General features: G+C 41.4%; 12 protein-coding genes. 11 read left to right on the forward strand and 1 reads right to left on the reverse strand.

The features are described from left to right. The first annotated feature begins 51 nt into the window (after positions 1 to 51). From BA81_RS08425 to BA81_RS08440, 4 genes are all read left to right on the forward strand, one after another. On the forward strand, positions 52 to 1,368 hold the full coding sequence (locus BA81_RS08425) for a polysaccharide biosynthesis protein (RefSeq protein ID WP_024424690.1): 1,317 nt from the start codon (positions 52 to 54) through the stop codon (positions 1,366 to 1,368). A gap of 54 nt (positions 1,369 to 1,422) precedes the next feature. Continuing rightward, positions 1,423 to 1,911, forward strand: coding sequence for an endospore biogenesis thiol-disulfide oxidoreductase StoA (gene stoA / locus BA81_RS08430; RefSeq protein WP_034281555.1), 489 nt, complete (start codon positions 1,423 to 1,425; stop codon positions 1,909 to 1,911). 288 nt (positions 1,912 to 2,199) lie between these two features. Continuing rightward, positions 2,200 to 4,119: a heavy metal translocating P-type ATPase gene (locus BA81_RS08435; protein WP_034281557.1), complete on the forward strand. Its 1,920-nt coding sequence runs from the start codon at positions 2,200 to 2,202 to the stop codon at positions 4,117 to 4,119. Positions 4,120 to 4,223: 104 nt separating this feature from the next. Next, positions 4,224 to 5,318, forward strand: a complete 1,095-nt coding sequence (locus BA81_RS08440; protein WP_034281559.1) for a M24 family metallopeptidase — start codon at positions 4,224 to 4,226, stop codon at positions 5,316 to 5,318. A gap of 53 nt (positions 5,319 to 5,371) precedes the next feature. Here BA81_RS08440 and BA81_RS19745 read toward each other — a convergent pair whose 3' ends face one another. Next, positions 5,372 to 5,515: a hypothetical protein gene (locus tag BA81_RS19745; protein WP_162842493.1), complete on the reverse strand. Its 144-nt coding sequence runs from the start codon at positions 5,513 to 5,515 to the stop codon at positions 5,372 to 5,374. 93 nt (positions 5,516 to 5,608) lie between these two features. Here BA81_RS19745 and BA81_RS08445 point away from each other — a divergent pair, with 93 nt between their 5' ends. From BA81_RS08445 to splB, 7 genes are all read left to right on the forward strand, one after another. Continuing rightward, the gene (locus BA81_RS08445; RefSeq protein ID WP_034281561.1) at positions 5,609 to 6,598 is read left to right on the forward strand and encodes a LacI family DNA-binding transcriptional regulator; all 990 of its coding nucleotides are present in this window, start codon (positions 5,609 to 5,611) and stop codon (positions 6,596 to 6,598) included. Positions 6,599 to 6,653: 55 nt separating this feature from the next. Continuing rightward, positions 6,654 to 7,508 (forward strand): glucose PTS transporter transcription antiterminator GlcT, encoded by an 855-nt coding sequence (glcT, locus tag BA81_RS08450; protein WP_024424695.1) that lies wholly within the window; start codon positions 6,654 to 6,656, stop codon positions 7,506 to 7,508. A 202-nt stretch (positions 7,509 to 7,710) separates the two neighbouring features. Continuing rightward, on the forward strand, positions 7,711 to 9,810 hold the full coding sequence (gene ptsG, locus BA81_RS08455; protein ID WP_024424696.1) for a glucose-specific PTS transporter subunit IIBC: 2,100 nt from the start codon (positions 7,711 to 7,713) through the stop codon (positions 9,808 to 9,810). A gap of 93 nt (positions 9,811 to 9,903) precedes the next feature. Next, complete coding sequence (locus tag BA81_RS08460; RefSeq protein ID WP_003211078.1) at positions 9,904 to 10,170, forward strand: phosphocarrier protein HPr; 267 nt, start codon at positions 9,904 to 9,906, stop codon at positions 10,168 to 10,170. Then, positions 10,170 to 11,888, forward strand: a complete 1,719-nt coding sequence (gene ptsP / locus BA81_RS08465; protein WP_034281562.1) for a phosphoenolpyruvate--protein phosphotransferase — start codon at positions 10,170 to 10,172, stop codon at positions 11,886 to 11,888. The genes BA81_RS08460 and ptsP overlap by 1 nt, the downstream gene beginning before the upstream one ends. Before the next feature lie 100 nt (positions 11,889 to 11,988). After that, complete coding sequence (locus tag BA81_RS08470; protein WP_044331928.1) at positions 11,989 to 12,231, forward strand: transcriptional regulator SplA domain-containing protein; 243 nt, start codon at positions 11,989 to 11,991, stop codon at positions 12,229 to 12,231. Positions 12,232 to 12,313: 82 nt separating this feature from the next. Then, complete coding sequence (gene splB / locus BA81_RS08475) at positions 12,314 to 13,342, forward strand: spore photoproduct lyase (protein ID WP_034281564.1); 1,029 nt, start codon at positions 12,314 to 12,316, stop codon at positions 13,340 to 13,342. Positions 13,343 to 13,404: the final 62 nt, after the last annotated feature.

The following is a 13,404-nucleotide window of genomic DNA, read 5'->3' on the forward strand; positions in this document are numbered from 1 at the left end:
ACTTGTCTCATAGAATGTGAAAAGAATTTGCTTTAGACAAGGGGAGGCTACATGAATCGATTTGTAAAAGGGGTCATTCTGCTATCTGTCGCAGCTTTTATTGCGGAGTGTATAGAGTTTTTAGTCAATATGATTTTAGCGAGAGAGCTTGGAGAACATGGAATGGGTTTATATATGAGTATCCTTCCAATCATCATGCTTGTCCTTGTGATCGCCAGTTTAGAGCTGCCAGTCTCCATTTCTAAATTCATTGCAGAATCACATGAGCGTCTCCACAAAAGCATGCTCCGTCATGCCTTTAAAATGACACTTGTGGTGACAAGTACAACAACAGCTATAGCAGCTATTGTACTGCCTTTCATTCCAGTGTTTCAGTCGTATCATCCGCTTATGAAGGGCCTAGTGCTGTCACTTATCCCAATTATTGCGTTTACCTCCATTGCCCGCGGCTATTTTATGGGAAAGCAGCAAATGGGCAGAATTGCTTTAGCCAATATGCTGAAGAAAACGATCCAGCTTATCTGCTTGTTTTTGTTTTTTCATTGGTATTCGTTTGATATTGAAACAGCAGTACTCATCGCCATTGGTGTCATTGTTGCGAGTGATCTTGTTGTCTTTATTTATTTATACTCCCAATACGTCATGGCAAAAAATGCTGTGAATGTCAGGTCTGTTGAATTAAGAGGAAGTGATGTGCGAAAGCGCCTATTAGCCGTTTCCATTCCGACAACGGGCATGCGCATCTTTCATGCGATCGCCAATGCGGTTGAACCATTTTTAATCAAAGGAGCGCTCGTAGCAGCAGGCATTTCTGGAACACTTGCTGTTGATCATTACGGCATGCTGGCTGGTGTCGCAATGTCGATCGGTTTTTTCCCAGCGTTTATCGCTCATTCCATCATGATTGTGATGATTCCGAGTGTCTCTGAAGCCTATGCTTTAGGTCAGTATGATCTTGTGAAAAAACGTGTCAGACAGGCGATTCTTATAACGTTTGGATATGGGGTGCCGGCAGTGATGGTCATGTATTATTTTGCTTACCCGCTCACACAGCTCTTTTTTGATTCACCGCAAGCTGCTGTCTATTTACAGCTGCTATGGCCATACTTTTTATGCCACCTGTTTGTGATGCCGTTTCAAGCGTGTTTAATCGGAATGGGGCTCATCAAAGATGTGTTCCTACATAATATATGGGTGCATGTCGTCTCTTTTTCTATGGTGTATTTCCTCGGTTCAATTGAAAGCTTGAATATGATGGGGGTCATTTTAGGGATGAACACAGGCATGCTGCTGTTGACTGCACTGCATTATGCGACGATTTGTAAGGAGCTCGGCGTTTCAATGTTTCTTACATTGAAAAAAGCTTGAATGTCATCGCCATCGAGAGGGCAAGCTAGAAGAAAACTGGGAAGGAAGATCATGATGAATCGTAAACATCTACCCGCCAGTCTTCTGATGATGACCCTGCTTCTATTTCTAACGAGCACAGCAGCAGAAGCAAAAGAGCCTGTGATGGCGCCAAGGATAGAGGCGCCGACATTAAATGGTGACATGCAGATGGTTCCCGAAAAAGGGAAAAAGACCATTTTGCATTTTTGGACAACATGGTGCCCGTCCTGCAAAATGGAGCTGCCCGAATTTGAACAGATTGTGAAAGAAAATCAGAGTGATGTTGACATATTGACCGTGAATTTACTAGGTGCTGAACAAAGTAAACATGCTGTTGCCCAATTTGTGAAAGACAGAAGGTTTACATTCCCGATCATACTAGATGAACATGGAGAAATGATGAAGAAATATCAAATCATCACCATTCCAACGACCTTTTTGATTAACGAAAAAGGAGAAGTGGTAAAAAATCATGTAGGTCCACTGACGAAAAAACAAATCAAAGAGTGGACAAATTCGTAGAACAAATCCTTTCTGTGAAAGAACCAATTCTGTTGGTTCTTTTTTGTGTTCGTTTGCTTTTCATCTGAATACACTGTGCTCAGAAGAAGACGGAACGGTCTATATCAGTAATGATAATTATTATCAAAAAGAAATTATAATAATTATTAATTGAAAATTAATCAGAACCTGTTATAATGAGTGACAGACCAATAAAAAGCTTGAAATAGCAGAAAATATAGATGAAAAAGAAACGGGCAACGATTGATAATATGAAAACGATTATCAATTAGAGAGGAGAAAACAATCATGAATGAGAATACAGCACTTTACCAAACGACAAATCAAAAGGAATCGAAATGGTCCTTACATAAATGGGCACAGCACGGAGAATTAATTGCAGCAGGTATATCGGGGATTCTTATTCTAACTGGATGGATTCTAAAGGATCAGAGTATGTGGAGCATTCCTCTTTTCATCCTAGCATTTGTTATTGGAGGTTTTGCAAAGGCGAAGGAAGGAATTGAAGAAACGATTTCGTCGAAGACCTTGAATGTGGAACTTTTAATGATTTTCGCAGCGATAGGATCAGCTCTAATCGGCTATTGGGCAGAAGGCGCTATCTTAATTTTTATTTTCTCACTGAGTGGTGCGCTTGAAACGTATACGTCAAATAAAAGCAAGAAAGATTTAACAGCATTAATGAGCATTGCACCAGATGAAGCAACTTTAATTGAAAAAGATGGTACGACCATTCAAATCGCCGCTTCATCATTAACACCAGGTGACCAGATTATGGTCAAAGCTGGGGAACGCATTGCAGCAGATGGTGTCATTTTAAGCGGGAGAACAAGTGTGGATGAATCTGCCCTTACAGGCGAATCTATTCCACAGGAAAAAGGGCAGGGGGAAGACGTATTTGCAGGAACAGTGAATTTAAATGGTTCCTTAACAGTGGAAGTCACGAAACATAATGAAGAAACGCTATTCCATAAAATTATTAAACTTGTTGAATCCGCTCAAGAAAGTGTTTCGCCAAGCCAGGCATTTATCGAAAAATTTGAGGGTGCCTATGTAAAAGGTGTGCTGATTACCGTTGCGGTATTAATGGTTCTGCCTCATTTTGTCCTCGGCTGGAGTATGAGTGAAACTTTCTACCGGGCAATGGTGTTTATGGTCGTTGCTTCACCTTGTGCTCTAGTTGCATCCATCATGCCAGCAGCACTGTCACTGATCTCAAATGGCGCGAGAAATGGAATGCTTGTTAAAGGAAGTGTCTTTTTAGAAAAACTAGGCACAAGCAGCATGATTGCTTTTGATAAAACGGGGACAATTACAAGCGGGAAGCCAGCCGTAGAACAAGTCGTCATGGCTAAAGGGCAGGATGAATCTGCTTTTTATCAGGCACTCTATCAAATTGAGAGTCAATCAAACCACCCATTAGCGAAAGCAATTTCTGATATGGCAAAAGAACACCAAACAGAAAGATCAGTCCATGTCACCATTGAAGAAGCCTCTGGATTTGGTGTAAAAGCACAATTAAATGGAGAAACGTGGCGGATTGGGAAGAAAGACTTTGCGGGTAAGGCGTCAATCGACCGCGAGATTGAAGAGACAGGTGATGACCTTTCAGCTCAAGGATACACAGTGGTCTACGTTCAAAAGGGTGAAGAAGTTGTTGGCTGTCTTGGCCTTAAGGATCAAATCAGACCTGAAGCCAAAAAAATGATTCAAGAACTAAATGATTTAGGCATCCAAACCGTCATGCTGACAGGAGATCAGCAAAAAACGGCTGAAGCGATTGCGCAGGAAGCCGGTATCCAAACCGTAGTGGCTGAATGTCTTCCAGATGAAAAGGTACATGAGGTCAATCAATTAAAAAAACAAGGTAATTCAATCATCATGGTAGGAGACGGAATCAATGATGCACCAGCGCTCGCCACAGCAGATGTTGGGGTTGCGATGGGCGGAGGCACAGATGTTGCCTTAGAAACAGCGGATCTCATTTTAATGAAGAACAATTTAAGTAACCTAACAAAGATGATCCGTCTTTCAAGAAAAATGAATCGAATCATTAAGCAAAACATTATTTTCTCATTAACGGTGATCTGTCTGTTAATTTGTGCGAATTTCTTACAAGTGCTTGATTTGCCTTTTGGTGTCATCGGGCATGAAGGAAGTACGATTTTGGTCATTTTAAATGGTCTGCGTCTGCTTCGTGCATCTTAAATCAATCATCAGGGCGCACTGGATTCATGCCAGTGCGCTTTTGTGCGAAATACAGCAAAAACTGATACAATAGACCAGTAGTAAAACGTGTGAGGAGGATCATGATGAACCGAATGAAGAGCTTGTCTTCTTGGCTTAAGAAAGAAGACATTCAAGGTGCATTTATACATACAAAGGAAAATGTGTTTTATCTATCTGGATACTTCACAGAGCCGCATGAAAGAGTGATGGGGCTGTTTGTGTTCCAAGAGGCAGAACCATTTTTTATTTTGCCTAAAATGGAAGTCGAGCAGGCAAAAAATGCAGGATGGTCCGGCGATATCATTGGATATGAAGATCATGAGAATCCATTTGATTTCATTCAATCAGCGATAGAAAAACGAGGTATTCAAGCGGCGCGTCTTGCGATTGAAAAAGAATCGATTCCGCTTCAAAGAGCAGAACAGCTCCAAGCTGTCACCGGGGCAGAAACGTTCGTCCGGGCTGAAGATGCGCTCGATCAGCTCAGACTGATTAAAGATGAATCTGAAATTGCTACACTGAAAAAAGCGGCTCAATTGGCAGATGAAGGTGTAAAAATTGGGGTTAACGCCTTAAAAGAAGGAATCACAGAAACAGAAGTGCTCGCTGTCATAGAATATGAACTAAAGAAAAAAGGCATTCAAGGCATGTCCTTTTCAACCATGGTTCTCTTTGGTGAAAAATCAGGCGAGCCTCATGGAAATCCGGGACAGGCAGCCTTAAAAAAAGGCGATTTTGTGTTATTTGACCTTGGCGTCATTGTCGATGGATATTGCTCAGATATCACAAGAACATTTATCTATCAGGAAGCTTCTGAAAAGCAAAAGGACATCTATCAAACCGTCTTAAATGCAGAAATGGCAGCACTTGAAATGAGTAAGCCAGGCGTGAGAATCGGCGATCTTGACTTAAAAGCCCGCGGGCTGATTTCAGAAGCGGGGTATGGTGAATATTTCCCGCATCGCCTCGGACATGGGTTAGGGATTTCTGTTCATGAGTTTCCTTCTATGAGTCAGGCAAATGACGACCTTCTGCAAGAAGGTATGGTGTATACGATTGAACCAGGAATTTATGTCCCGGGAGTCGGCGGCGTAAGAATTGAAGATGATGTTCTCATTACGGCAGATGGTCCAGTCACCTTAACCAATTATCCGAAAGAGCTGACGATCATCAAGTAATAAAAAAATCACGATGAACGTCCAGGTCTTGGAAGTGTCATCGTGATTTTTTATCACTCTTCTCGATCCTTATCAACAAAAAAATCATCAATTGATTGAAACGGTTTGATTTTATGTTCTTTTCCTAAAGGATGTAATGCAAAACGAGCAGAAAACAAAACAGTCATACATAATATAATCCATATGATGAAACCCATCTTGAATTCCCCTTTCCATCCAGTGATTTGTTCAGCTCACATACATCTTAAAGTATGAAACGCTTACCATATCAAGAGAAAGTAGGAGAAAAAATGGCAAACATAAGGGAGATTGCGAAAAGAGCGGGCGTATCTGTGACAACCGTATCACGTGTGTTGAATGAGCATCCTTATGTTAAAGAAGAAAAAAGGGAACGTGTTCTACAAGCGATGAAAGAGCTCAAGTATACGAGAAACATCCAGGCGGTTCATTTAGCGAAGGGCTATTCGAATATGCTTGGCATTGTCCTTCCAAACATTGAACACTCTTATTTCAGCACACTCGTCACAGGTATTGCAGAAAAAGCACAGGCGCGCGGTATGCATTTTGCTTTATTTCAAACAGGATATGACCCATTAAAAGAAAAAGAAGCGTTAATGAGTTTAAAAGAGCGCCGTGTGGATGGTTTAATATTTTGTTCAAATGCGTTAAGTGATGGTCACATTTTAAAGTGGCAGGAATCAGGGCCGATTATATTTTGCCATCCTGCGCCGCACGATCAATGCTCAACCGTGTCGATTGCGCATGATCAAGCATTTAAGGAAGGCCTGTATCATTTGGCTGCATGCGGGCATCAACGAATTGCGATCGTTCTCGCCAGAACAGAAGGAGCGAATAGCGAGTCGCGCCTTCAGGCTTATCAAGACATGATGCAATCGCTCGGGCAGACCATTGATGAGGAATGGATCATCGAAGGGAAGTTATCCCTGCTTGATGGGAAGCAATTATTTGCAGAATGGCAGGAAATGAAAAATCGTCCTACAGCTTTATTCATCACAAATGACGAAGTCTCTGCAGGCTTTTTATTAGAGGCGCAGCGTCATGACATAAAAGTAGGAGAATCACCAGCCATACTCAGCTTTCAAAATAACCAATTGAGTGATGCTTTGGGGATTTCCAGCATTCATATTCCTCTCAAACAAATGGGACAGGAAGCTTTTGACTTGTTCGACCGGGCATTAAAGGGAGAGAAATCAGAAAAAAGAATGCTGCCATTTCACCTGATTGAGCGGACAACAACCGTTTTGAAAAACAATCGTTGACGCACGTTTCATCTGTTTTGTACGATAAGAGGGATTGAATAAGAAGGAGGTGGGGATGTTCATGGAATCCTTCACCGTTGATAAAGCGTTAAATAATAATGTCATCATCGCAAGACACCCTTCTTTGGGCGAAGTGGTTCTGATTGGGAAAGGGATCGGCTTCGGTAAAAAATCGGGGGATCTTCTCGATCAAGACGTGTTTGAAAAAATGTTTGTGTTAAAAAACACGAAGGAACAAACAGAATATAAACAGCTGCTTCATCATATTGATGAGAACATGATTGAGCTTGCCAATGACGTCATTTATCATATACGAGAAAAAATGGGACAACGATTGAATGAGCATATACATGTTGCACTGACCGACCATATTGCGTTTAGTTTTAAGCGGGTGCAGCAAGGCTATGATATCACGAACCCTTTTATGCTTGAGACGCAATCGCTTTACCCGAAAGAATACGAGGTTGCAAAGGAAGTCGTTGAACTGATTAACGAGCGGCCAGATGTCGAAACGAAGCTGCCAGAAGGAGAAATTGGCTTTATAGCGCTCCATATCCATTCAGCTTTGACGAATCGGCCTTTATCTGAGGTGAACCGTCATTCGCAGCTCATTACACAAATGGTCCAAGTCATTGAAGATTCATTTCATATGAAAGTAGACAGAGAAAGTATTCATTATTTACGCTTATTACGCCATATTACGTTTTCAATTGAGCGTATTAAACGGGGAGAATCATTAGAGGAGCCAGAAAAATTGCTTCATCTATTGAAAAATGAATATCCTTTATGCTACAATACTGCTTGGAAAATGATCAAAATTTTGCAGCATGCATTGAAAAAGCCTGTACAGGATGCTGAGGCCGTCTACCTGACACTTCATCTGTACAGATTGACAAATAAAATTTCATAGTTTCCTTGAAACGTGTAACTGATTCGATCAGGCATGAGTGACTTAAGGTAAATACAGGATAAGATCCTGTTATTTGCGCAACCTTATATCACCATGCCTTTTTTTGCGTTTGAAAGTGAAATGTAAACGGTTAATTATGAAATGTACGTCAGGGAGCATCCCAAATGTATGTTGTAAGCGAAAACAAAAGGAGGTTCAACCAGTGTTTAAATCACTTTTTGGTGTGTTGCAAAAAATTGGACGAGCACTCATGCTTCCAGTTGCGATCCTTCCTGCTGCCGGTATTTTACTAGCACTTGGGAATGCGATGCAAAATCCGCAGCTGATTGATGTAGCTCAATTTTTAAGCAACGATACAATTCAGCTTGTTGCAAGTGTCATGGAGAATGCGGGGAACATCGTCTTCTCGAATCTTCCGCTATTATTTGCTGTAGGGGTTGCCATCGGTCTTGCCAATGGAGACGGAGTGGCAGGAATTGCCGCTATCATCGGTTATCTTGTCATGAACGTAACGATGAGTGCCGTATTAATGGCCAACGGATCCATTCCATCCGATTCACTCAAACTAGCCCAGTTCTTCAAGGAAAGCCATCCAGCATATATTAATATGCTCGGTATACCGACCTTGTCTACCGGCGTTTTTGGCGGGATTATCGTCGGGGTATTAGCAGCTTATATGTATAATAAATTTTACAAAATTGAGCTCCCGCAATATCTTGGCTTCTTTGCTGGTAAGCGTTTTGTTCCAATCGTTACTTCTATTTCAGCACTTATTTTAGGGCTATTGATGCTAGTCATTTGGCCGCCAATCCAAGGTGCACTGAACTCATTTTCAACAGGACTGCTCGCAGCGAATGAGCCGCTGGCTGCCTTTGTATTCGGTGTCATTGAACGATCATTAATTCCATTTGGTCTGCACCACATTTTCTACTCACCATTCTGGTATGAGTTCTTTAGCTACAAGAGCTTATCAGGAGAGCTTGTCCGTGGTGACCAGCGTATTTTCATGGCGCAAATCAAAGATGGTGTTCAGCTGACAGCTGGTACATTCATGACAGGGAAATATCCGTTCATGATGTTCGGTCTTCCAGCAGCAGCACTTGCGATTTACCATGAAGCAAAACCAAAGAATAAAAAGCTAGTAGCAGGAATAATGGGATCAGCGGCCCTTACTTCTTTCCTAACAGGGATCACTGAACCGCTTGAATTCTCATTCTTGTTTGTTGCACCAGTATTATTTGCGATTCACTGTGTATTCGCTGGATTATCCTTTATGATAATGGATATTCTAAACGTGAAAATCGGGATGACCTTCTCAGGAGGGTTAATCGACTTTTTCCTATTTGGTATCCTGCCAAATAGAACCGCTTGGTGGCTCGTCATTCCAGTAGGTCTTGTCCTTGCTGTCATTTACTACTTCGGATTTAGATTCGCCATTCGCAAATTTAATCTGAAAACGCCAGGCCGCGAGGATGAAGCAGCAGACGGAGCAAGTGAGGCGAAGTCTGAAAAAGGTAATGACTTGCCTTATGAAATCCTTGAAGCAATGGGTGATCAAGAAAACATTAAGCACCTTGATGCTTGTATCACGCGTTTACGTGTTACTGTCAATGATCAGAAGAAAGTGGACAAGGACCGCTTGAAAAAGCTTGGCGCTTCAGGTGTTCTCGAAGTAGGGAACAACATCCAGGCAATCTTTGGACCGCGCTCTGATAATTTAAAAACACAAATGCAGGACATCATTGCAGGCCGCACGCCTCGTCCAGCGAAAGACCCTTCTGCAAAAGAAGAAGTCAGCCAGCAGGTCGAAGAAGTCATTGCAAAGCCGCTTCAAAATGAGCAAGGGGAAGAAATTTTTGCTTCACCAATTACAGGGGAGCTTCATCCAATTACAGATGTACCAGATCAAGTATTCTCAGGGAAAATGATGGGTGACGGTTTCGCCATCTTGCCAACAGATGGAACGGTTGTTTCACCGGTAAGAGGGAAGATCTTAAATGTGTTCCCGACGAAACACGCCATTGGCCTGCAATCTGATGGTGGACTTGAAATTTTGATCCACTTCGGAATTGATACGGTCGGCCTCAAAGGAGAAGGGTTTGAAGCATTTGTACAAGAGGGAGATCAAGTAGAAATCGGTCAAAAACTTTTAGAGGTTGATATTGATAAAATTAAGTCTGAAGTACCATCTTTGATGACTCCAATTGTATTTACCAACTTAAGTGAAGGACAATTTATTGACCTTCAAGCATCCGGTGAAATCAAAGCTGGACAAGAAAACATCATGAAAATTTCAAAATAATTTTCATAACTGCCGTTCTTGTTAGATGACAAGCTCGGCAGTATGATATAATATTGTGGATGTATTAATTGTATAAAAAGGAGATTGATAAAAATGGCTCAACAAACATTCAAAGTAACTGCAGATTCTGGAATTCACGCACGTCCTGCAACAGTTCTTGTACAAACTGCTAGTAAATATGATGCTGATATCAACTTAGAATATAATGGTAAAACAGTGAACCTGAAATCTATTATGGGTGTAATGTCTCTAGGAATTGCGAAAGGTGCTACAATCACAATCTCTGCTTCTGGTTCTGATGAAAATGATGCACTTGCTGCGCTTAAAGACACAATGAAAAGTGAAGGCCTAGGCGAGTAATGCAACAACTGAAAGGAATCGGTGCTTCAGCAGGCGTTGCGATTGCAAAAGCGTATCGTCTGGAAGAACCAGATTTAACAGTTCACCAAAAAGACATCAATGATCCAGAGACAGAAGTGAAGCGTTTTGAAGAAGCAATTCATGTTTCTAAACAAGAACTTGAAGCAATTAAAGAGCATGCGCTAAAAGAGCTTGGCCAAGACAAAGCAGATATCTTTTCTGCCCACCTTCTTGTGTTAAGTGATCCTGAACTGCTAAGCCCAGTAAAGGATAAAATCAAATCTGATAAAGTAAATGCTGAATTTGCTTTAAAAGAAACAGCGACGATGTTTGTCACAATGTTCGAAGCAATGGACAATGAATACATGAAGGAACGTGCGGCGGATATTCGCGACGTAACGAAACGTGTGATTGGACATTTGTTAGGCGTTGACATTCCAAACCCAAGCATGATTTCTGAAGAAGTCATCATCATTGCTGAAGATTTAACACCTTCTGATACTGCTCAGCTGAACAGACAATTTGTCAAAGGCTTTGCAACAGATATCGGCGGTCGTACTTCTCACTCAGCGATCATGGCAAGATCTATGGAGATTCCAGCAGTTGTTGGGACAAAAGAAGCAACAAAAACGGTGAAAAACGATGATCTGATCATTGTGGATGGTATTACTGGAGACGTCATCATTCAGCCTTCTGAAGATGAAGTGAAAGCGTATCAAAAAAAGCATGAAGACTACTTAGCTCAAAAAGCGGAATGGGCGAAACTTGTTGACCAGCCAACGGTTACAAAAGACGGCGTTCACGTAGAGCTAGCTGCAAATATCGGAACACCTGAAGATGTAAAAGGTGTACTTGAAAATGGCGGCGAAGCAGTCGGATTGTACCGTACTGAATTTTTATACATGGGCAGAGACCAGCTTCCTACAGAAGAAGAGCAGTTCGATGCGTATAAAACAGTTTTAGAGAAGATGGAAGGGAAAGCAGTGGTTGTCCGCACACTAGATATTGGTGGCGATAAAGAACTTCCTTACTTGCAGCTTCCAAAAGAAATGAACCCGTTCCTTGGCTATAGAGCCATTCGCCTTTGCCTGGAAGAGCAGGAGATTTTCAGAACACAACTACGCGCCTTACTTCGTGCAAGTACATATGGAAACTTGAAAATCATGTTCCCTATGATCGCGACGTTATCAGAATTTAGAGAAGCAAAAGCCATTTTACTTGAAGAAAAAGAAGCATTGGTTGCCGCTGGTACAGACGTTTCTGATTCGATTGAAATCGGAATGATGGTAGAAATTCCATCAACAGCTGTCATCGCAGACCAATTTGCAAAAGAAGTAGATTTCTTCAGTATTGGAACGAATGATTTGATTCAATACACAATGGCTGCTGATCGAATGAACGAACGAGTGTCTTACCTTTACCAGCCTTACAACCCAGCGATTTTACGTCTTATTACGCTTGTGATCGAAGCAGCGCATAAAGAGGGTAAATGGGTCGGCATGTGCGGTGAGATGGCAGGAGATGAAATCGCAATACCGCTACTACTTGGATTAGGATTAGATGAATTCTCAATGAGTGCAACATCCATTCTTCCAGCTAGAACGCAGCTAAGCAAGCTTTCTAAAGAAGAAGCTGCATCATTTAAAGAGCATATTTTATCACTTAGCACAACAGAAGAAGTGGTTGATTTCGTCAAGAAGACGTTTCAACAGAACTAAGTGAATGAAAACCAGACAGATGAAACTGTCTGGTTTTTTTGTCGAATTTTATCATATTGAGTCATATTGGGCAGTGAGAAGGGCACCCTATAATTAAAAAATGGAGGTGACCAGATTGCCTTTCTCAGACTACAAACCGGGTGATCAAGTATATGTGATTTATCGAAATCCACATGCTGCAAACGTAGCACAAATTAAAGAAGCAGAAATTGTTTCACATCCATACAACGAAGAAGAGCTTGCCCTCTTTTTGCTTGAAACGTATCATCCACTAGCACCAGATGATGCTGTTTTTCCAACATATGAAGAAGCAGAAGCTCTTTATCAAGACTTGTTTGAATAAGGGAGATTTTAGAAAGGATAAAAGCCATCCTGTGCGGTTAAAGTAACGGTATGAAAACCTTAAAGGTAAGGATGTGCTTAATATGATCAAACCTTTCGTTCCCCAGCTTGTTTACATTGAACCTCGGGCGTTAGAGTACCCGTTAGGACGAGAGCTGAAGGAAAAGTTTGAGGGTATGGGAATCGAAATAAGAGAAACGACTTCACACAACCAGGTCAGAAATATTCCGGGAAAAAATGACTTGCAAAAGTATCGTAATGCGAAGTCAACACTTGTCATTGGTGTGCGGAAGACATTAAAGTTTGACTCGTCTAAACCATCTGCAGAGTATGCGATCCCATTTGCAACAGGATGTATGGGGCATTGTCATTATTGCTATTTGCAAACAACAATGGGAAGTAAGCCGTACATTCGAACGTACGTCAATGTAGAAGAAATATTAGATCAGGCAGATCAATACATGAACGAGCGGGCGCCGGATATCACGAGATTTGAAGCATCATGTACTTCAGACATCGTAGGAATTGACCATTTGACACATACACTCAAACGAGCGATTGAATACTTCGGGCAGACGGACCTAGGAAAACTTCGCTTTGTCACGAAATTCCATCATGTCGATCATCTGTTAGATGCAAAGCATAACGGCCGGACAAGATTCCGTTTTAGCATCAATGCCGATTATGTCATTAAATATTTCGAGCCTGGCACATCACCACTAGATCAGCGGATTGAAGCGGCTGTTAAGGTCGCAAAGGCAGGCTATCCTCTAGGCTTTATTGTTGCTCCAATCTACATCCATGAAGGCTGGCAGGAAGGATATAAAGTTCTTTTTGAAAAGCTTGATGCAGCTCTTCCTGAAGATGTGAGAGACGATATCACCTTTGAGATGATTCAGCATCGCTTTACAAAACCAGCAAAGCGTGTGATTCAAAAAAATTACCCAAAATCAAAATTAGAGTTGGATGAAGAAAAAAGAAGGTACAAGTGGGGAAGATACGGTATAGGAAAATATATCTATCAAAAAGATGAGGAACAAGAACTGAGAGAGACTTTAGAGTCATATATAGATCAGTACTTTCCTTCTGCAAAAATTGAATATTTTACTTAAAACAAGCCTATATGGCTTGTTTTTTCTATTTAAATTTTCTTACAACTATTGAATGCGGTATC

This window comes from Bacillus safensis FO-36b (assembly GCF_000691165.1).
Classification (GTDB): Bacteria; Bacillota; Bacilli; order Bacillales; family Bacillaceae; genus Bacillus; species Bacillus safensis.

Excerpts from the sequence above, each read along its gene's own strand:
- BA81_RS08425 (WP_024424690.1), top strand. The coding sequence starts at position 52 with ATGAATCGATTTGTAAAAGGGGTCATTCTGCTATCTGTCGCAGCTTTT.
- BA81_RS19745 (WP_162842493.1), bottom strand. The coding sequence starts at position 5,515 with ATGGGTTTCATCATATGGATTATATTATGTATGACTGTTTTGTTTTCT.
- BA81_RS08460 (WP_003211078.1), top strand. The coding sequence starts at position 9,904 with ATGGCTCAACAAACATTCAAAGTAACTGCAGATTCTGGAATTCACGCA.
- glcT (WP_024424695.1), top strand. The coding sequence starts at position 6,654 with ATGTTCATGGAATCCTTCACCGTTGATAAAGCGTTAAATAATAATGTC.
- BA81_RS08440 (WP_034281559.1), top strand. The coding sequence starts at position 4,224 with ATGAACCGAATGAAGAGCTTGTCTTCTTGGCTTAAGAAAGAAGACATT.
- BA81_RS08435 (WP_034281557.1), top strand. The coding sequence starts at position 2,200 with ATGAATGAGAATACAGCACTTTACCAAACGACAAATCAAAAGGAATCG.
- BA81_RS08470 (WP_044331928.1), top strand. The coding sequence starts at position 11,989 with ATGGAGGTGACCAGATTGCCTTTCTCAGACTACAAACCGGGTGATCAA.
- ptsP (WP_034281562.1), top strand. The coding sequence starts at position 10,170 with ATGCAACAACTGAAAGGAATCGGTGCTTCAGCAGGCGTTGCGATTGCA.
- BA81_RS08445 (WP_034281561.1), top strand. The coding sequence starts at position 5,609 with ATGGCAAACATAAGGGAGATTGCGAAAAGAGCGGGCGTATCTGTGACA.
- splB (WP_034281564.1), top strand. The coding sequence starts at position 12,314 with ATGATCAAACCTTTCGTTCCCCAGCTTGTTTACATTGAACCTCGGGCG.
- stoA (WP_034281555.1), top strand. The coding sequence starts at position 1,423 with ATGAATCGTAAACATCTACCCGCCAGTCTTCTGATGATGACCCTGCTT.